Source organism: Arsukibacterium indicum (assembly GCF_019100565.1).
In the GTDB taxonomy this organism is placed as follows: Bacteria; Pseudomonadota; Gammaproteobacteria; order Enterobacterales; family Alteromonadaceae; genus Alishewanella; species Alishewanella indicum.
The window spans coordinates 272842-290983 of record NZ_JAHRID010000001.1; the positions used below are offsets into that span (position 1 = coordinate 272842).

At 47.2% G+C, this 18142-nt stretch carries 14 protein-coding genes; 9 read left to right on the top strand and 5 right to left on the bottom strand.

Annotated features, from left to right (window positions below):
* The first annotated feature begins 81 nt into the window (after window positions 1–81).
* A complete protein-coding gene (locus tag KQY15_RS01225; protein WP_254795383.1) occupies window positions 82–786 on the top strand; it encodes an alpha/beta hydrolase family protein in 705 nt (234 codons plus the stop codon).
* The gene (locus KQY15_RS01230) at window positions 779–1651 is read left to right on the top strand and encodes a hydrolase 1, exosortase A system-associated (RefSeq protein ID WP_217666574.1); all 873 of its coding nucleotides are present in this window, start codon (window positions 779–781) and stop codon (window positions 1649–1651) included. The genes KQY15_RS01225 and KQY15_RS01230 overlap by 8 nt, the downstream gene beginning before the upstream one ends.
* 48 nt (window positions 1652–1699) lie before the next feature.
* Here the strand turns inward: KQY15_RS01230 and KQY15_RS01235 are convergent, their stop codons facing one another.
* The gene (locus tag KQY15_RS01235) at window positions 1700–2983 is read right to left on the bottom strand and encodes a pyridoxal-dependent decarboxylase, exosortase A system-associated (protein ID WP_217666575.1); all 1284 of its coding nucleotides are present in this window, start codon (window positions 2981–2983) and stop codon (window positions 1700–1702) included.
* Between the two features lie 13 nt (window positions 2984–2996).
* Window positions 2997–4598 (bottom strand): acyl-CoA ligase (AMP-forming), exosortase A system-associated, encoded by a 1602-nt coding sequence (locus KQY15_RS01240; RefSeq protein WP_217666576.1) that lies wholly within the window; start codon window positions 4596–4598, stop codon window positions 2997–2999.
* Between the two features lie 174 nt (window positions 4599–4772).
* Here KQY15_RS01240 and KQY15_RS01245 point away from each other — a divergent pair, with 174 nt between their 5' ends.
* The 4 genes from KQY15_RS01245 to KQY15_RS01260 all read left to right on the top strand — a co-directional run bounded on the left by KQY15_RS01245 (window position 4773) and on the right by KQY15_RS01260 (window position 10162).
* Complete coding sequence (locus tag KQY15_RS01245) at window positions 4773–5015, top strand: acyl carrier protein (RefSeq protein WP_217666577.1); 243 nt, start codon at window positions 4773–4775, stop codon at window positions 5013–5015.
* A 31-nt stretch (window positions 5016–5046) separates the two neighbouring features.
* On the top strand, window positions 5047–6291 hold the full coding sequence (gene wecC / locus KQY15_RS01250) for a UDP-N-acetyl-D-mannosamine dehydrogenase (protein WP_217666578.1): 1245 nt from the start codon (window positions 5047–5049) through the stop codon (window positions 6289–6291).
* Between the two features lie 109 nt (window positions 6292–6400).
* On the top strand, window positions 6401–9163 hold the full coding sequence (gene prsT / locus KQY15_RS01255; RefSeq protein WP_217666579.1) for an XrtA/PEP-CTERM system TPR-repeat protein PrsT: 2763 nt from the start codon (window positions 6401–6403) through the stop codon (window positions 9161–9163).
* Window positions 9164–9367: 204 nt separating this feature from the next.
* Window positions 9368–10162: a PEP-CTERM sorting domain-containing protein gene (locus KQY15_RS01260; RefSeq protein ID WP_217666580.1), complete on the top strand. Its 795-nt coding sequence runs from the start codon at window positions 9368–9370 to the stop codon at window positions 10160–10162.
* 54 nt (window positions 10163–10216) lie between these two features.
* On the opposite strand, the gene KQY15_RS01265 is transcribed toward KQY15_RS01260, so the two are convergent.
* From KQY15_RS01265 to KQY15_RS01275, 3 genes are all read right to left on the bottom strand, one after another.
* Window positions 10217–11890, bottom strand: coding sequence for an FAD-binding oxidoreductase (locus KQY15_RS01265; protein WP_217666581.1), 1674 nt, complete (start codon window positions 11888–11890; stop codon window positions 10217–10219).
* Window positions 11887–12753 carry a PEP-CTERM/exosortase system-associated acyltransferase gene (locus KQY15_RS01270; RefSeq protein WP_217666582.1) on the bottom strand — a complete coding sequence of 289 codons (867 nt, stop codon included), beginning with the start codon at window positions 12751–12753 and terminating at the stop codon, window positions 11887–11889. Before KQY15_RS01270 ends, KQY15_RS01265 begins: the two co-directional genes overlap by 4 nt.
* 220 nt (window positions 12754–12973) lie before the next feature.
* Window positions 12974–13801 carry a patatin-like phospholipase family protein gene (locus KQY15_RS01275; protein WP_217666583.1) on the bottom strand — a complete coding sequence of 276 codons (828 nt, stop codon included), beginning with the start codon at window positions 13799–13801 and terminating at the stop codon, window positions 12974–12976.
* A gap of 140 nt (window positions 13802–13941) precedes the next feature.
* On the opposite strand from KQY15_RS01275, the gene KQY15_RS01280 reads away from it, so the two are divergent.
* Genes KQY15_RS01280 through prsR form a run of 3 tightly spaced genes read left to right on the top strand, consistent with a single transcriptional unit; the run spans window position 13942 to window position 18141 of the window.
* Window positions 13942–14694 carry a S1 family peptidase gene (locus tag KQY15_RS01280; RefSeq protein ID WP_217666584.1) on the top strand — a complete coding sequence of 251 codons (753 nt, stop codon included), beginning with the start codon at window positions 13942–13944 and terminating at the stop codon, window positions 14692–14694.
* 14 nt (window positions 14695–14708) lie between these two features.
* The gene (gene prsK, locus KQY15_RS01285) at window positions 14709–16781 is read left to right on the top strand and encodes an XrtA/PEP-CTERM system histidine kinase PrsK (RefSeq protein ID WP_217666585.1); all 2073 of its coding nucleotides are present in this window, start codon (window positions 14709–14711) and stop codon (window positions 16779–16781) included.
* 1 nt (window position 16782) lies between these two features.
* Complete coding sequence (gene prsR, locus KQY15_RS01290; protein WP_217666586.1) at window positions 16783–18141, top strand: PEP-CTERM-box response regulator transcription factor; 1359 nt, start codon at window positions 16783–16785, stop codon at window positions 18139–18141.
* Window position 18142: the final 1 nt, after the last annotated feature.

The window sequence follows — 18142 nt, forward strand, 5'->3', positions numbered from 1 at the left end:
ACCCGCGGCCAAAACTTTTTGGTTCGCTCTGACGTGAGTAAATCGAGAGCATTAATTATTTTGCCGCCCTTTGCAGATGAGATGAATAAATCGCGTCATATTATTAACCATTTTATGCGTCAGGCGGCATTGCCGGGATACAGCTGCATATTGATGGACAATTTTGGAACCGGTGACAGTGAAGGTGATCTGGACGATGCCAGCCTGGCACTATGGCAAGCCGATTTAACGCTGCTGATTGAGCAACTAGCTGCAGAGGGCTACCAACAGCTGAGCTTTTTAGCCATCCGGTTTGGTGCATTACAACTATTTGACCTGTTAAACCGTCAAAATTTAGCAATTCCGGTTGAACATATCATGTTATGGCAGCCTTTTTTTGAGCTTAAAAAGTTCTGGCAGCAATTCTTCCGGGTTAAAATAGCCGAACAGATGGCACTTGGCGAAAAGCTCAGCCAAAAAGAGTTGGAGCAGCAACTGGCAAACGGTGAGCTGATAGAAATTGCCGGTTACCCGATTTCCCCGTCCTTTTATGCCAGTACCCATGACGGCCATTATTATTTACCTGCCAGCGTAGCTGAATCCAATATTAAACTGAGCTGGCTGGAGGTGTCGCCATTGGCAACGCCCGGAGCTAATGTACAGAAACAACTAAGCCAGTTACAGCAAAACTGCCAGGTCAACTTTCAGCTGGTTAACGATGCGCCGTTCTGGAATACCACAGAACTTGCCAGCGCTGACACCCTGCTCAAAGTCAGTATCCGGCATCTGGAGCAGCAAGATGTTTAACGAGCAGGCACTACAATTCGACTGTTCGGGTGCAGCGCTATCCGCCATTTACAGCAAAGGTGAAGCGAATACTGCCGTGCTGATTCTGGTAGGCGGGCCGCAGTACCGGGTAGGTAGTCATCGCCAGTTTGTGAAATTAAGCCGGGCACTGACCAATGCCGGTATCAGTAACTTACGGCTTGATTTCAGTGGCATGGGAGACAGCGATGGTGAACTGCAGCCTTTTTACCGCAATTGTCAGGCAATAAAACTGGCTATAGACGAGCTGTTAAAACAAAATACGGCTATTCGCCAGGTTGTAATTTGGGGGTTGTGTGACGCCGCCAGTGCGGCATTGTTGTATTGTTATCGTCGGGCTGATAGCAGAGTCGCAGGGTTAGTATTGTTAAACCCCTGGGTCAGGCAACAACACAGCCATGCCCAGGTAATGCTGAAACACTATTACTGGCAGCGGCTAACCTCAAAGGCATTCTGGCAAAAACTATTCGGTGGCGGCCTGAAACCATGGCAAAGCATTAAAGACTTGCTGCAAACCTACAAAGCAAGCAAAAGTAATAAGTCCGGACAAAATGCCGGCGTTGAACACCTTAGCAAAGAACTGACAACGGCAGACAATTACGTGCAGCATATGCTTGCAGGTTGGCAAACTTTCAGCGGCAGCACGCTGGTGATCACCAGTGGTAATGACCATACGGCGCAGGAATTTTTAGACCTTTGTAACGACAGTGATGCGTGGCAACAGTGTTTGGCAACTGCGCGGCATCAGCATATTGCTGCTGCCAATCATACTTTTGCCAGTAGGTTGTGGCGTGGTGAAGTAGAACAGCAAACAGTAAAGTTTATTGGCCAGTTAACCGGCAACTAAGCGGTTAACTGGTCGCTTTTGCATTAACTGCACGTCATTAATGCAGAATTAAAGCAGAATTTCGGCCACATTCGGATGGCCCAGAAAGTCTTGCGGGCTGGCGGTTGGCCCGTAAGCGCCTGACTGATACACCACCACCCAGTCACCAACCTCTGCTTTAGGTAAGCTCATTCTATCCGCTAAGATATCCAGCGGGGTGCACAGTGGGCCGACAATGGTAACCAGTTCCAGTTCTGCTTGTGCCATCCGGTTGGCTATGGCCACCGGGTAGTTTTTGCGGATAACCTGACCAAAATTTCCCGAGTTGGCCAGATGGTGATGCAAACCGCCGTTACAAACCAAATAAGTGGTACCACGGGATTGCTTTTTATCAACTACCTGACAGGCATATAGTCCTGCATCGGCAACCAGAAACCGGCCAAGCTCAATAACCAGCTCAATATCAGCCAGCTCGCGATTATATTGTTGCAATAAAGCGTTAAGCGATTCGCCTACCGGCGCCAGGTCCAGCCTGCGCTCTCCGGCAAAATACGGAATACCAAAGCCACCACCAAGGTTTATTATCTCAGGCCGGTAAGGACACGCCGCCACCAGCTTGGCTGCCAGGGCAAAGGTATGCTGATGAGCTTCAATCAGCGCTTCAGCTTTCAGGTTTTGTGAGCCACAAAAAATATGAAAACCGCGCAGCTTAACCGGCATCTGTCCAATATCGCTCAGGGTTTGCAATACTAACTCTTCATCAATACCAAAGGGTTTGGCACCGCCGGCCATTTTCATGCCCGAGGCTTTAAGTTCAAACGCCGGATTAACCCGCAGCGCAACCTGTGGGGTATGATTCGTCTTTGCACCGAGCTGGCAAATACGCTGCAATTCCCCGAGGGATTCCACATTAAGGGTAACCCCGGCAATAACTGCTGCCAGTAATTCTGCATCGCCTTTGCCCGGCCCGGCAAAACTGATATCCGCTACCGGCATACCGCTTTGCAGTGCCAGTAACATTTCTTTTTGTGACGCCACATCAAAACCATCAACCAGCGGCTTTAAGTGCTGGATAACCGGCCAGTAAGGATTGGCTTTTACTGCATAATGCAGCTTTATTCTTGCCGGAATATGCTGGCGAAAAAGATCCACCTGCTGGTTAATAACCTGCTTGTCATACACATAAAATGCCGGGCGGTTTAACAGCTGGCTTATTTCTGCCATGGTAAAGCCGGCGGCTATCAATTCACCCTGCTCTACCTTAAACTGGCTCATTTGCTCATGCGAAGGCGCGCTACTGTTATTGGTGTTGGTATTATTTGCGCTTATAGTGCTCGTACTACTACTGCTCATGCTGACGCTCCTGTCATGATGTTGCTGCTGTCAGGAAATAATCCTGGTACTGGTTGGCCAGGGTTTTACGATCTATTTTGCCGTTGGCATTTTTCGGTAATTTATCCAGCACTAAAATCGTTTTAGGCTGCATGAAATTGGGTAAACTGCGTTTTAACTGGGTTTGCCAGCTGGCAATATCCGGTTCGTCGCCCGACGTTGCTACTACCACTAAAATGGCCTGATCGACCCCATCGTAAACGCCCATTGCCGCAACATCGACCAACGCCGGATCCAGCCGGTAAATGGCTTCCTCCACTTCAGTAGGGCTTACCCGGTAACCGGAGGTTTTAATCATTTCATCGCGCCGGCCCACAAAATACAGGTAACCTTCCTCATCAGCTTTAACGGTATCGCCAGACCATACGGCCGGGCTGGTGATCTGAATACCTGCCGGGGCTACCGGGTCAAACTTAAACCGTTCAGCAGTTTTCTCCGGTGCATTCCAGTAACCTAAACTGACCAGCGGCCCGCGATGCACCAGTTCGCCCGGCTCATTTGGCCCGCACAGGCTGCCGTCTTCCCGTACCACCAGAATTTCGGCATTAGGAATGGCTTTACCCATTGAACCGGGTTTACGGGCTAAATCTGCCGGCGGCAGATAAGTAGAGCGAAAGGCCTCGGTTAAGCCGTACATCAGATACGGCTCGGCATTACTAAAAATACTTTGCAATTGTTGCAGCAGCGGTTGCGGCATCGCGCCGCCCGAATTAGTGAGGTAACGGACACTGGCTGCACTGTCGTCTGGCCATTTGGCCTTGGCCAGCTGGGCCCATAACGGTGGTACTGCCGCAATACCGGTTACCTTGTGCCGGGCTACTGCTCTGACGACATCCTGCACCAGGAAAAAGTCGAGCAGCACTACGCTGGCGCCAGTGCTAAAAGCGGTTGTCAGCTGGCTTAAACCGTAATCAAAACTGAGGGGGAGCAGCGCCAGGATCACGTCTTCTGCCCGGTTTTGCAGGTAAGTTGCCACACTACTGGCCCCCACCAGCATATTACGCTGCGACAGCACCACCCCTTTTGGTTTACCGGTACTACCTGAGGTATACAAAATAGCAGCCATATCGCTGTCGGTTACCGCACCTTGCAGCGAACTGGCAGCCTGGCTTTCACTGTGGTGGTCAGCCGACATCAGGGGCTTTATTGTAAGATGCGCTAATGCCTGCCCGGGTTCATTGTCATCGGTTAACAGAATGGTATGCAAATCCGGGCACAGTGCCAGCACCTCGTTTAACGTAGCTAAGCGGTCTTTACTGGTTATCAGTACCCGCACGTTACAATCTTGCAGAATATGCTGCACCTGCACTGCTTTAAGCGCTGGATTGACCGGCACAAACACCCCACCAACGGCATTTGCCCCCCAGATACTGAAAATAGTTTCAAACTGCTTTGGCAGATAAACGGCCACCCGGTCAAAGCGCTTGATCCCCTGTTGCTGCAACGTAGTTGCCACCACATCAACCTGCTGCAGCAGTTCAGTGTAGTTTAAGCTTTTTTCTTTAAAGTACAGCGCAGTATGCCGGGGGAATGTTTGTTGTGCCTGTTGTAGCAATTGATATAGATTTTTGGTCATTGTGTCCTCTAGACCTTTCACTTTTAATCCCTTTGTGTGCAATAATAAAACAGTTTTACAGAAAAACCGATAGTAAATTGACGTTTAACAAAATTTAAGTTTGTAAACAACAAACTAAGTTAAACCTCTTTCAGGATACTCATTCAGGATATAGGCTGATAAAGGACGTACTGCATGCCCAATCAACAACTACTCGCCGACATTTTACGCACTGTACTACAAATAGATAAAGATTTCAGCGCTGATACCCCGCTGCTGGGCGCCATTCCGGAGTTTGATTCGATGGCCATTATTGCCGTGATCACCGAACTGGAAGACCAGCTTGGCATCGAGTTTGATGACGATGAAATTTCTGCTGAAATTTTTGAGACTTTTGGTCAGCTCAGTGCTTTTGTAGCTGAAAAACAAGCTGCCTGAAACATAACATTGAATTAATACGGGATTTTTTATGTTGTCATTTAGCCGGGTATCAGTAATCGGGTTGGGATATATAGGGCTGCCTACCGCTGCGGTTATTGCCTCACGCGGGGTTGAAGTTCTGGGTGTTGACGTTTCAGAGCACGCGGTAAATACCATTAATCAGGGTAAGGTGCATATTGTTGAACCTGACTTAGATATGCTGGTGCAGGCCGCCGTAACCACCGGCAAGTTAAAAGCCTCACTTAGCCCGGAACCGGCTGATGCTTTTATGATAGCGGTACCTACCCCGTTTAAGGAAAATAAGAGCCCTGATCTGAGTTATATTAAAGCGGCACTGGAAACCATTGCGCCAGTGCTGGCCAAAGGCAATTTAATTGTGCTTGAATCGACCTCACCGGTTGGCACCACCGAGCAAATTTCAAAGTGGCTGGCCGAACTTCGGCCCGATTTTAAACTGCCGCATACTGATGGCGAGCAAGCCGATTTGTTTATCGCCCATTGCCCGGAACGGGTATTGCCGGGGCGGGTGTTGCAGGAGTTAGTCAGCAACGATCGGATAATTGGGGGTATTACCCCACGTTGCGCTGAGCGCGCCATCGAGCTTTATCAGTTATTTGTCCGCGGTGAATGTTTGCGAACTACCGCCCGCACAGCGGAAATGGCCAAACTGACTGAGAATGCATTCCGGGATGTTAATATTGCCTTTGCCAATGAGCTGTCAATTATTTGTGATCGCTTAAAAATTAATGTCTGGGAGTTAATTAAACTGGCTAACCGCCATCCTCGGGTGAATATCTTAAGCCCCGGCCCGGGTGTCGGCGGCCACTGTATTGCGGTTGATCCCTGGTTTATTGTTGACTCGGCCCCGGAACAGGCGCAGATTATCCGTAAGGCCCGGGAAATTAACGATAGCAAACCGCTGTATGTTATTGAAAAAATCCGCCAGGCAGCAGATCAGTTTAAAAAGCCGGTTATTGCCTGCCTGGGCCTGGCGTTTAAAGCCGATATCGATGACTTACGTGAAAGCCCGGCGTTAGATATTGCCAGGAAGCTGTTATCTGAAAATATTGGTGAAATTTTATTAGTAGAACCGAATATTAAGCAACTACCTGCTAAACTGGCTAATTACAACGCTGAGCTGACCACGCTGAACCAGGCGCTGGAAAAAGCCAATATTTTAGTGGTGCTGGTAGACCATAAGCAGTTTAAAAGCTTACAGCCAGCAGATGTCACCACTAAAGTTGTTATAGATACCAGAGGTATATTTGGCTAAACCGTGCATTAGGTAAGGACGGTATGGCACCGACTGAATGATAGCCGAGGCAAATGTAAACGCTGCGGTTATCATCGCTAAAGTTTTCACCGCAATGGAGTGTAGTAACATGAAAAAAATATCGTTAACCGCCGTCGCCCTGATCGCAGTTTTAACTGGCTGCAGTGGCAAAGATGCCGCTGAACATTATCAGGACGCGCTGCAATTCAGCCAGAACAACGAATATAATGCGGCTGTAATTGAGTTAAAGTCTGCTATCTCGAAAGACCCGGATAACAGTGACTACCGCTTATTGCTGGCCAGAGTCTATCTGAAGGCTGGTGATGCAGTCTCCGCTGAAAAAGAGTTTGACCGGGCCTTACGCAATGGTGCCGAACCGGAGAGCATTGCGATTGAAGTCATTCAGGCCAGCTATCTGGCAGAAAACTATCAGAATGTGCTTAGCCTGTTTAATGAAACAGAAGGCTTGTCGGATAAAACTCAGCATTTCCTGAAATTTTACCGGGCACTGGCCGAAGTTGAACTGGGCGCTGCCGCTAACGCCATTGCTATTTTTGATGAATTGGTCAACAGTTCCTTTCCAGATTTAAACGCCTATGCGGAAGCTGCACTATTGGTAAATGCCCGCAACGTTACTGAGGCACTCAGTACCGTGCAACAGGTGCCAACAGACAGCACTATTGCTAAAGAAGCACTGTTACTTACCGCGCAATTACAATTGCTGGACAAGCAAATCGACGAGGCGATTGCAAACCTGCAACGTTATATCGAACAGGTACCCGGTGCCTTAAAAGTAAGGTTAATGCTGGCACAAACTTATGTGCAGCAACAGCAATTTGCTGAAGCAGATAAAGAGTTAGTATTTATTTTGCAGCGGGCACCGGAGCATGGCCTGACTAATTATCTGAAAGCCACCATTGAATATCAAAAGCAGGATTACGCTAAAGCAAAAGAGCACATCGACAAAGCTATTAGTGCCCGCTTTATCAATACACCAAGCCGGATTCTGGCCGGTATTGTCAGCCATCAGCTTGGTCTGGAAGCGCAGGCACTGAGTCATCTTGCCGCCGTTAAAGATAGTTTGCATACCTACCCGCCCGCTCAGCGTCTTTACTCGCTGTTGCAATTGCGTGCCGGTGAAACCACTGATGCCGCCAGCAACCTGAGCAACGCTGATTTTACTGAGCAGGATTTGTCTTTAGTTGCCGGTACTGCTTTTCGGTTAATAAGCCAGGGAGATGAAAGCATGGCTGCTGAGATTATCAGCCGCTATGAAAACTCGGTAGTACCGCAGGATGGCCGTACCCTTAGTACCCTGGGAAGCCTGAAACTTGGCCTGCCAAACCGCAATGCTGAAGGGATTAAAAACCTGGAGCAGGCATTAATGATGGATCCGGGCTTACATGATACCCGTTTAGTATTAGCCGGAAGTTATATCAGACAACAACAATTCGACAAAGCAGCTGCACTGGCTGATGAATGGTTAAAAAGTGATGAAACCCGCAATGCTGGTTACAACCTGAAAGCACTGACCTATTTACTGCAGAACGATCTGGAAAACGGCAAGTTAATGCTGGCTGAAGCGCAGAAGGCCGACAGCAGTAACGTATTTACAATCTATATGCTGGCAGCGGTTGCCCGTGACGAAAATGATATTGCTAAAAGTGATGCACTGCTTAAACAGGCTATTGAACTACGTTCTGACTATATACCTGCCCTGATTGCCTATTTAAATTCTATGCAGCAACAAGGCACCCCACAAATAGCGATGGATGTAATAGAAGCAACGCATAAAGCTAACCCGGAAAACAACCAGATTCGAATGCTACTGGCAAATTTGTATCAAAGTCGTGAAAGGTTTGCTGATGTACTGGCAATTTTAAAACCGATCAGTGACACCCAGCAGCAGTTTACCCCTGCATTTTATAACCTGATGGTGAATGCATATGTCAAAACCAATCAGGCGAATCAGGCGCTGGTGTTGGCAGAGCGCTGGTATAACAGTGATGAAAAAAATATTCAGGCAGGTTTAGCCTATGCAAACCTGCTGGGCAATGAACGGCGTTTTAAAGATGCAATTGCAGTGGTAGATAAGCAGCTGAGAGTGCATCCGAAACAACCTGATTTACTGCGCACTAAAATTGCTGCCCAATCAGAAAGTGGTGATCATAAAGCGGCACTTGACACCTTTCAGTTGCTGCCAGACGAGCTGGCGAATAGTGCGGAGATGTTGTATCACAAAGGCCGGATCCAAATCCTGAATAAGCAAATTAGTCCGGGCCTGGCAACACTTAACCAGTCTTATAACATGAAGCCGCTACCGGCTACTGCTATGGCAATTGCCAATGCCTATGCTAAAGATGTGTCGTTTCGCCGGGCGGTAAATTTTCTTGAAGAGCATTTTGCTAAACAAGGTAACAACAATACCGAGTTAAACGCATTTTATGCCAATCTGCTAATTGAAGACGATGTTAATAAAGCGGTAACGGTATACAGCGACATTGTTCAGCAGTCACCAGACAACCTGATTGCCCTGAACAACTATGCCTGGGTATTGTTAGAGGTAGGCCGGGTTGACGATGCAAAGACTTATGTTGAGCAGGCTCTGAAGATTAATAATAAGCACCCGGACGTACTGGATACCTTTGGCCGGGTATTACTGGAGCAAGGGCAACCGGCCGCAGCGAAAGCGCAGTTTGAACAATCGCTGGCAATACGGCCCGGCCATGCTGAAGTGCAACTGAATCTGGCCCAGGCACTGATTAGTAACGGTGAACAAGAGCAAGCCGGTAAATTGCTGGCCGCTATTAAAACAGACAATATTGATTATCAAAACAGAGCCAAAGCCCTGCAGCAGCAAATTCAGCAATAATTGTCAGTAAAACTAACTGGCACTGTAAAAAAACCGGGGATTTCCGGTTTTTTTGTCGGCTTTTTTTACACACATAGCTGGCCTGATTAAAAGATAAAATTAAACTTATATTATTCAATACCTTACGATGTTCATATTTATGGCACAAATAATGCTAAACAATAACTAGTTGCGAATTATCGTAGTAGCTACAAGGAATGAAGTATGAAAACCATGAAAAAGTTAACCACATTTTTAGGCGCATCAGTAGTTGCTTTATCTGCTTTTGCCGCATCAGCAGCACCAATCAACATTAATGGCGTTACCTGGGATCCTACGGATCCACTCAGTTTCGCTGCAGACACTAACTTCTTTACCCAGAGTATTATTAGCAACCCAGGTGACACCCTATCTGGTTGGGGCCGTATAGGTTCAATTAATGGTAATAATGAATCTGAATTTTGCCCTGGCTGTGAATTAACCTTTGAATTTGGTGGTTTTACTGCATCAAGTATAGTTGCCGGCACACCAACTAACGCAGGCTTTTTTGCACCTGAATCGTCTACTGGTTGGGTAATTGATGTGGCTTTTGAATTTACTGGTGGTTTTGCCAATTTATGGGTAGATAATTCTCCTGACTTTGATACCAACGATGCTGCCACAGCAACTAACGGTAACTTGTGGTTGTCATTAGCTCCAAATTTGGGCTTTGGTGCAAGTTTGATCGCTAATGCGACTATTGCATTTGACCCAGTTACTAACTCAGTTATTTTTGACGAAATAATTTTGGGAATGGGTAGCACTTTCCTGGATGCAACCGGTGGTGCGGCTTTCGAGAATTTTGACTTAAACTCGCAACGCTATGGTGCAGATGCACGTGTTACGTCTCAGTTTGGATCTTTCATCACCCCTGACAACGTAATTATGAACGCAGTAACCGTTCCTGAACCAGCTTCACTTGCTATTCTGGGCTTAGGTTTACTGGGTATGGGCGCCTTTGGCCGTCGTCGTAAAATTTAAAAGTAATTAAATTCTGATTTAAAAAACCTCCTGCCGGAGGTTTTTTTATGGCTGTTAATCAGGCGCGACGGCTTTATATCCAGGCTGATAACGCCCCGGACTGATAATATTATCGGGATCTAATGCCTGCTTAATTTTGTTACTTACTTGCCAGAATGGCTGATCTGCTTTAAGTAGAGTAGCTTGCTGTGCCAGATTAAGCCGGTACGGCACCCAGCCCTGCTGCAAACCAGCACTGACTAACTCTTCCAGGCAGGCCTGCGCCTGCTTAACTGCTGTAGGGTCGGCCAGATTAAATACAATGGGAATGGTACTGTCTACGGTATCGTGCTTTAAGCTGGTAAAGGTGATCATCGGCTCAATGCCAAATTTGGGGCATATCGCCCGGACATGGCCAATAAAGCGACGCATCGCTTCACTTCTCATTGGCACCAGTGGCGCGTACCAGAGTAAGCCACAACCATCAGCTGCCGGATTAAGCACTTGATCTTTTGCAGGCTGCAGCTTTGGGTTACGCCAGTATGCCAGTGGCAGCGCTACCTGATTTGGATAGCCCCGCATAATTTCAATACCGCCATCAAGTGAGCTTAACATTTTACGCTGTTTAGCCAGTAAACCAGCTGGCAGCCACTGCATAACACGCCGGCCAGCTCTGATTAACCAGCTGTCAGAGAAAATCATTTTACTGCACTGGCCAGCGGTAAAGCGTTTAACTTCATTGCGCGCAGCTTTTACTACCGCTTGCTGGCCATACAGGGTGCCGGCAATGGTCCAGGCCGGGATATCATAATCTTTGGCAAGCTGGGCCACCTGCTGATTGCTCATCACCTGATGCGCCGCTGCCCCGTTTGGATTTGGCGCCATCATCGCAATAACCCGGCGCTGATCCATAATATTAACCGAGCCCACTACCCCTTCCAGTTTCTGCAAAATTGTAAATGCGATATGCTGGGCCTGCTCAAACTGATGCTCATCGGCAAACTGCAGGTAAAATGCACTAAACGCCTCGGGCTCGGCTTTCAGCCGCAGGCTGATTTCGGTAACAACGGCCAGATTACTTTGGGTCCATAAGCCGTCAAGGTAAGGCCCAAGTCCGTATTTGTAGGTTTTATCTATAAAATCATCGTCACTTTGATCAAGCTCTGCAACAGCAGAGCGAAAGCAGGTACCGTCGGCTAACACCCCCCGGATGCTGTTAACCGCAGCAAAATGGTCGGTATACGGGGTTATGCCATAGCCCCGCTCTAAAGCATTGCCCAGAATACTGCAAGATGGCCCGGCACCGGTAACCGGCACCATAAACTTTAGCTGCTTACGATTAAGGTAGTCACGCAGATCCTGTTGGGTAACCCCTGGCTCCACCGTGAAAATACCAAGTGTTTCATCGTCACAGCAAATGTTTTTTAATCGGGACAAGTCAAGAATCACTGCACTGCTGTTGTTGGCCCTGGCCGAGGCATAACCCCAGTTGCGGCCAGTGCTGATTGGATGGACAGTGAAAGGCAGCTGGGTATTTCGGTGGTCAGACGCCAGCCGCAATACTTCATTAATATCCTGCTTGCTACCAATGCTGACAACCAGGCTGGTTTGCGCAGAGCTTCCTTCACAATTGAGCTGATAAGGTGCAAGCTCACTGGCAGAAGTTAGCACACGGCTGGCCGCGCTAAGATGCTTGCTAAGCAAACCGGCAATATTATTTGCAGAAACAGATGTTGCCGGGGTGTTCAATAGCTTACTCCCAGTTTGCCATTGAAATTAATGCCAAAGCGGTTGTCACCATCGCCTTTGTCCTGCGCAAATAAGTCTTGCTCTATTGAGTGCAGTAACCGGGTAAAACCCGACGAAATACTGGTTCTGAACATATCTGAGTTAATGTAGTACGCTGCCCGTTTTCCATGGTACTCAACGGGTTTACCCAGTTGCTTAAAGTTAATACCGATAAAGCTCAGACTGCGGGCCAGCCTGGGTTCCATCATCACATAGCCGTGAAACCGGTTGGAATGAAAACCCATTGCCGCCGCCGACATATATAAACATACCGCGATATAAGGGAAACAGCGCAATTCGCTTTCTGAATATTCTTTTTCATTAAAGGCACCTGTTGCTGCCCCTTTAAACTTATCGATTGCCCTTTTCCGGAAATTTTCAGGAACTGCCAGCCGGGAAATTTCACAGATGGTTTCCCGCGGAAAATTCCATGGCGCAAAATCATTATCATCTATAGAATGCGAGCAATACTTTTCAATAGGTAACAGTTCATCGTCTCTGGCCGAGGTAATCAGGCGGACCGTGCCGGCCAGCGCATTTGAATTCAGATGGCGGATAAAACAGTGAATAGAACGATCGTCAAACTCGTCGAATTCTTCGTAACCTTCTTTAATATCTTCAAAATGTAATTCTTCGCAATATACCTGGTGTCGCAAGCGGTATACTTCGTGCCTGAGCGCGTCGGTATTAGCAATCTGAGGCCGCAAATATTTAGAGAAATGCGCAGATATTGTCTTCGCATCATTGCTGGCAAGGCCTGCCATCGCTTTTTTTACCATGCCACCAATTATGGGTTTATCTGCCAGAGATTTAAGCCGTCTCATAGAACCCTCTTATGCCTTTTATTGATGTCCATATCACTGCTTTCCCCTGAATTGACACAAAGCTATCTGATGCCTGCCACGCTAAGCTAAGCTGATGCCTGATATGCCATCCACCTTCAGTCAAGTGTAGATGATCTTAGCGGAATATTTGACCGAAACACTAATAATGTTCCGCAGTCAGATTAGCACTTTTCATAGTAAAAGGTTGAATATTCGTCTGTTAATCAAATAACTCTGCCAACTTTACCGGCACAATTTCTGCCGCAGTCTGATAGCCAATATCATACAACCACTGTTTTTGAGCCAGACTCATATCAAAGTTAACAGATGATATTAGTCCGGTATTCACCACAATAGTATTATGCCAATACTCTGCATGAACATACTCACGGGATACGGCATTCATAAATGTCTGAATTAACATATACATATATGACAGAACCGGAAAAAAACGGCTGGTAACCACCGGTTTGCTGTCAGCCTCACTTTTCAGGCGAAAACATACCAGTGGCAAGCCCTGACCTGACCAGTCCCGATGTAGCGCATCTTCTGATAAGATAACGCCGTCAGTCATTACATGATGCTTAAAACGCTTAAAAGCAAAAAAAAGCGGAATTGACATCGAGAACCGGATGGCCTGAGATACTTTCAGGTCAGGCGTTAATTCGCGATTAAAGATAACCGGCCCTCCCCCCTGAATGTCGGTAGCCAGCACATGTAAATCAATTTCTAATTCAGCAAAACGTTTACCTTCCAGTAAGTGGTCCAGCCACGACTCGAAAGCATTACCATCACTGAGGCCGCCTAAACGGACTAATTTTGTCAGAGATAAACCACGAAACTGTTTGAAATCAGTGGTTAACGCTAGCTCATGCATCTGGCTTAATGTCCAGCCCGATGCATATAAAGCAGCGACGATGCTACCACCGGAAACACCAACCAAATGCCTGAACGTTAACCCTTGTTCCTGCAGCGCTTTTAATATGCCAATGTAACAAGCTAAACGCGTGCCACCGCCGGATAATATCGGCACAATTTCCTTTGGCATCCGCATCCTTAACAGCAAAAATAGAAGTTCTGTTTCAGTATGGGTCAATATCAGTAAGTTTCCAGCAACCACTAGAGCAATTTGTAAACAAATACGCTAGTATGACAAGGTTCACTAAGGAAAGGGAAAGTTCTATTGCTATGGTTAAGCATATTTATCTTCTGAGCATCTTCTTATTATTCAGTTTTCCAACCCAATCAACTGAACTTATTGAAACGCTGAAAAAAATTAAACCTTCGGTAGTGGCTATCGGGATTTCGAATCCGACGGCGTCACCACGGATCAGGCTGATTGGCAGTGGTTTTGTGGTGAGCCCCGGCAACCGGGTGGTCACTAATTATCATGTTGTTGCTGCGCCGCTGGATGAAAGTCTGCTTGAACAATATGTCGTGCTGTCAGGCCAGGGTACCGTTTTTAAAGTGCACCCGGTGCAAAAGCAACGCAATAAGCCAGCATTTGATTTAGCATTGTTAACCATTGCCGAGCGGTTACCCGCTTTATCAGTAAGCAGCGAACCTATGCTGGCTGAAGGTTCCTCCATTGCTTTTACCGGCTTTCCCATTACCCAGGTACTGGGCCTGTATCCGGCTACTCACAGCGGTATTATCGCCGCCCAAACCCCCATTGCAATTCCGGCAGTAAACGCCAGAGAGCTGCAGGCAGCAATGTTAAGACAACTTGATAAGCCTTATCTGGTATATCAGCTGGATGCTGTGGCCTACCCGGGCAATAGCGGTAGCCCGTTGTACCGGCCTGACAACGGCGAAGTCATCGGCATTATTAATCAGGTTTATATTAAATCCAGCAGAGAAGCGGTTCTGAGTGACCCAAGTGGCATCAGCTATGCCATTCCAAGCCGGCATTTACTTGATTTAATGCAGCAGCCAGACTAAACAGGCTCACGCTTATGGAAGACATTCTCAGCTTTGGTTTAGACAGATTTGGTTTTATGCTGGCGGCAGTGGCATATCTTTTTTTCTTTGGCCTGCTGCTGACCACTAACGTCAGTAATCTGCCAAAGTATTTATTGTTAGCCTTTTCTGTTACCAGCTTTTGCTGGGCAGGATATTACAGCTGGTCGGCGGCCCTGCCCTTCACTACGTTAAGCTCGCACCTGATTGAAAACAGTAAGAATGCCATGCTGTTATTATTCCTGCTGGCAGCGCTGAGCCCGGCTGACAGGACAGTAAGCCGTTTCTTCAGCCAGCCCCATGTCTATGGGCTGCTGCTTGCCATTTGTTGCTGGACAGCTATTTCCTCTGCCGAAGTACTCAGTGCCAGTAATATTTTTACCGGTAACCTTGCCGTTTGCATTCTGCAGCTGGCACTACTTGAGGCGCTGTATCGCCGTTCCGGCGAACTGAAATGGCAGTATAAGCCTCTGGTACTGGCGTTAACAATTACAACCCTGTACGACTTCGCCCTGCTGGCTGAATCGGCGTTATTTGGCCGGATTGATGACCAAATCTGGTTCGCCAGAGGTTTTGTTTACTGCGCCATGTTACCACTAATGATTATTGCGGTACGCCGGATTAAAGCCTGGGGAATTAATGTTTATATTTCCCGGGATATTGTGCTGCAAAGTTCACTGGTGCTTGGTGCCGGTATATACCTGTGCTTATTGGCCATAACCGGCTTTTATATCCGTTACTTTGGTGGCAGCTGGTCAAATTTAATTCAGGCCACCTTTCTGATCCTGGGCGTGGCTGCCCTGATATTCCTTATGGTATCAGGCACGCTTCGACGCAAACTAAAAGTATTTATCGAAAAACATTTCTTTGCTAATAAATTTGATTATCGGGAAAAATGGCTGCTACTTACCCGGACATTGCAAAAAATTGATATTACTCAACCTGATGACCATTATAAAAGCCTGTTATATGCCTGGCTAAACAGTATTGGCTACAGCCGGGGCGCCATAGTCAGATTTAAAGCAAACAATATCAGTACCCTGGCTTTGCAACAGCGACCGCCGTTAAACCCTGACGAACTGCAGTTAATCAACGCCTACCAGCAGCACTTTGCCAACCGCAGCTGGCTGGTTGACCTGACAGACCAAACCGACCCTTTTGTAAAAAGCATTGTTTCTGAAAAAATGCTGGATATTCAACTTATTATTCCAATAAATACCAAAGGAAAACTATGGGGCCTTTGCCTGATGAATGCCCCAAAAGTAAATAGACTTGCCTTAAACTGGGAACTTAGGGATTTTCTGACCCTGGTATCTGAGCAAATCTCCAGCCAGCTGCTGCTGATGCAGGCCAGTCAAACGTTAAGTGAAAATGCCCAGTTTATCGCGTTTAGCAGAATGTCTGCCTTTGTTGTCCATGACTTGAAAAACGTGAAAGCCCAGATAGATCTGATCCTGAAAAACGCAGACAAGCACCGAAACAACCCGGAATTTATTGACGACAGTTTCAGCACACTGGCAGCCATGCAACAACGCTTGCACAATATGCTAAGCCAGCTGACAAATAAACGCTCTGACCAGCAAACAGACAGCAATGTTCAGGTAGGCCAACTGGTTCGTGACGTGATTGATAATCGTTGTGCTGTACGCAAACCAGTGCCCACGTTAAATATTGAACAGGAATGCAGCATTTTTATAGATAAAGATCGGTTTAGCAGTGTGTTGTTTCACCTTATAGATAATGCCCAGCATGCCACTGATGTTGATGGCAATATAACCGTGACCGTTGCTAAGCAAGGTGATCAGTTAAAGCTGACTATTGCCGACACCGGTTGCGGCATGACTGAAGCCTTTATACAAAATCGCTTATTTAAAGCATTTGACTCAACCAAGGGTAATGCCGGCATGGGTATCGGCGCGCATGATGCGCTGCATTTTGTTGAACAACAAGGTGGCCAGCTAAACGTCAGCAGTGTACCCGGACAAGGGTCTACTTTTACGCTGCTAATTCCGTTAAAATCGTCGCTTAGCTCCGCTGAGCAACAAGAAACTGTAATACAAGGAACGTAATATGAAAACTGTACTGGTCGTTGAAGACGACATTGGTATCCAGAAGCAATTAAAGTGGAGCCTGAGCGACTATGAACTGGTTTTTGCGGATGACAAAGCCAGTGCCATGACCCAGCTAAGACGCTATGAACCGGCAGTAGTTACCCTTGATTTGGGTTTGCCACCCGACCCGGCCAATGCGTCTGAGGGTTTAGCCTGCCTGGCAGAAATTCTGGCGGTACAACCCGACTGCAAAGTTATTGTCCTGACTGGCAATACCGATAACGAACATGCTCTTAAAGCTGTTGCCCTTGGCGCCTACGATTACTATCAGAAACCCATTGATGCCGACGTATTGAATATTATTATTCAACGTGCCTTTAAACTGACCGCTCTTGAGCAGGAAAACCGCGCACTAAAAGCCAGTAGTAGTGCGCAATCAGATATTATTGGTAACAGCGATGCGATGCTAAAAGCCTGCCGAACTGTTGAAAAAATAGCACCAACAGAAATTACCACACTACTGCTTGGCGAAAGCGGTACGGGCAAAGAAGTGTTTGCCCGGGCAATTCACAAGCAAAGCCAGCGTGCCAGCAAGCCCTTCGTTGCCATAAACTGTGCATCGATACCCGAGAACCTGCTGGAAAGTGAATTATTCGGCTATGAAAAAGGTGCCTTTACCGGCGCCAATAAAACCACTTTGGGTAAAATTGAGTGTGCTAATGGTGGCACCTTACTGCTGGACGAAATTGGTGATATGCCGCTTAGTTTGCAGGCAAAAATGTTGCGCTTTTTGCAGGAAAGGGTAATAGAGCGCCTGGGTGGCCGCCAGGAAATAGAGGCAGATGTCAGAGTTATCTGCGCAACTCACCGCAATCTGGCAGAAATGGTTGCTGCCCAGACCTTCCGGGAAGATTTATATTACCGGATAAGTGAAATCACCCTGACGATCCCGCCGCTTCGGGAACGGGGGCACGATATTATAATTATCGCCAAAGCCTTATTACACAAATTTAATGCAGAGTATCATTCGCAAATTCATGGTTTTACCGACCATGCCATTCAGGCAATGCTGCAACACAGCTGGCCGGGAAATATCCGCGAGTTACAGAACAAATTAAAATCGGCAGTTATTCTTGCTGACAACAAACTGATTGATGCCGCAGATCTGGGCCTGAACGGCCAGGGTAACGGCAAGCTCGATACCCTGCGTAAAGTTCGGGAGCGAGCAGAAACACAGGCTATCAGGCACGCTTATGCGGTGGCAAATACTAATTTATCGAAAACTGCTGATCTACTTGGTATTACCCGGCCAACTTTATATTCACTTATTGATAAGTACCGGTTACATGACTTGCGCCACACTGACCATGAACACTAAC

Bases quoted from the DNA above. Each gene is read 5' to 3' on its own strand.
- prsR (WP_217666586.1), top strand. From the start codon at position 16,783: ATGAAAACTGTACTGGTCGTTGAAGACGACATTGGTATCCAGAAGCAA.
- prsT (WP_217666579.1), top strand. From the start codon at position 6,401: ATGAAAAAAATATCGTTAACCGCCGTCGCCCTGATCGCAGTTTTAACT.
- prsK (WP_217666585.1), top strand. From the start codon at position 14,709: ATGGAAGACATTCTCAGCTTTGGTTTAGACAGATTTGGTTTTATGCTG.
- KQY15_RS01280 (WP_217666584.1), top strand. From the start codon at position 13,942: ATGGTTAAGCATATTTATCTTCTGAGCATCTTCTTATTATTCAGTTTT.
- KQY15_RS01270 (WP_217666582.1), bottom strand. From the start codon at position 12,753: ATGAGACGGCTTAAATCTCTGGCAGATAAACCCATAATTGGTGGCATG.
- KQY15_RS01235 (WP_217666575.1), bottom strand. From the start codon at position 2,983: ATGAGCAGTAGTAGTACGAGCACTATAAGCGCAAATAATACCAACACC.
- KQY15_RS01240 (WP_217666576.1), bottom strand. From the start codon at position 4,598: ATGACCAAAAATCTATATCAATTGCTACAACAGGCACAACAAACATTC.
- KQY15_RS01275 (WP_217666583.1), bottom strand. From the start codon at position 13,801: ATGCCAAAGGAAATTGTGCCGATATTATCCGGCGGTGGCACGCGTTTA.
- wecC (WP_217666578.1), top strand. From the start codon at position 5,047: ATGTTGTCATTTAGCCGGGTATCAGTAATCGGGTTGGGATATATAGGG.
- KQY15_RS01230 (WP_217666574.1), top strand. From the start codon at position 779: ATGTTTAACGAGCAGGCACTACAATTCGACTGTTCGGGTGCAGCGCTA.
- KQY15_RS01260 (WP_217666580.1), top strand. From the start codon at position 9,368: ATGAAAACCATGAAAAAGTTAACCACATTTTTAGGCGCATCAGTAGTT.
- KQY15_RS01245 (WP_217666577.1), top strand. From the start codon at position 4,773: ATGCCCAATCAACAACTACTCGCCGACATTTTACGCACTGTACTACAA.
- KQY15_RS01225 (WP_254795383.1), top strand. From the start codon at position 82: ATGAATAAATCGCGTCATATTATTAACCATTTTATGCGTCAGGCGGCA.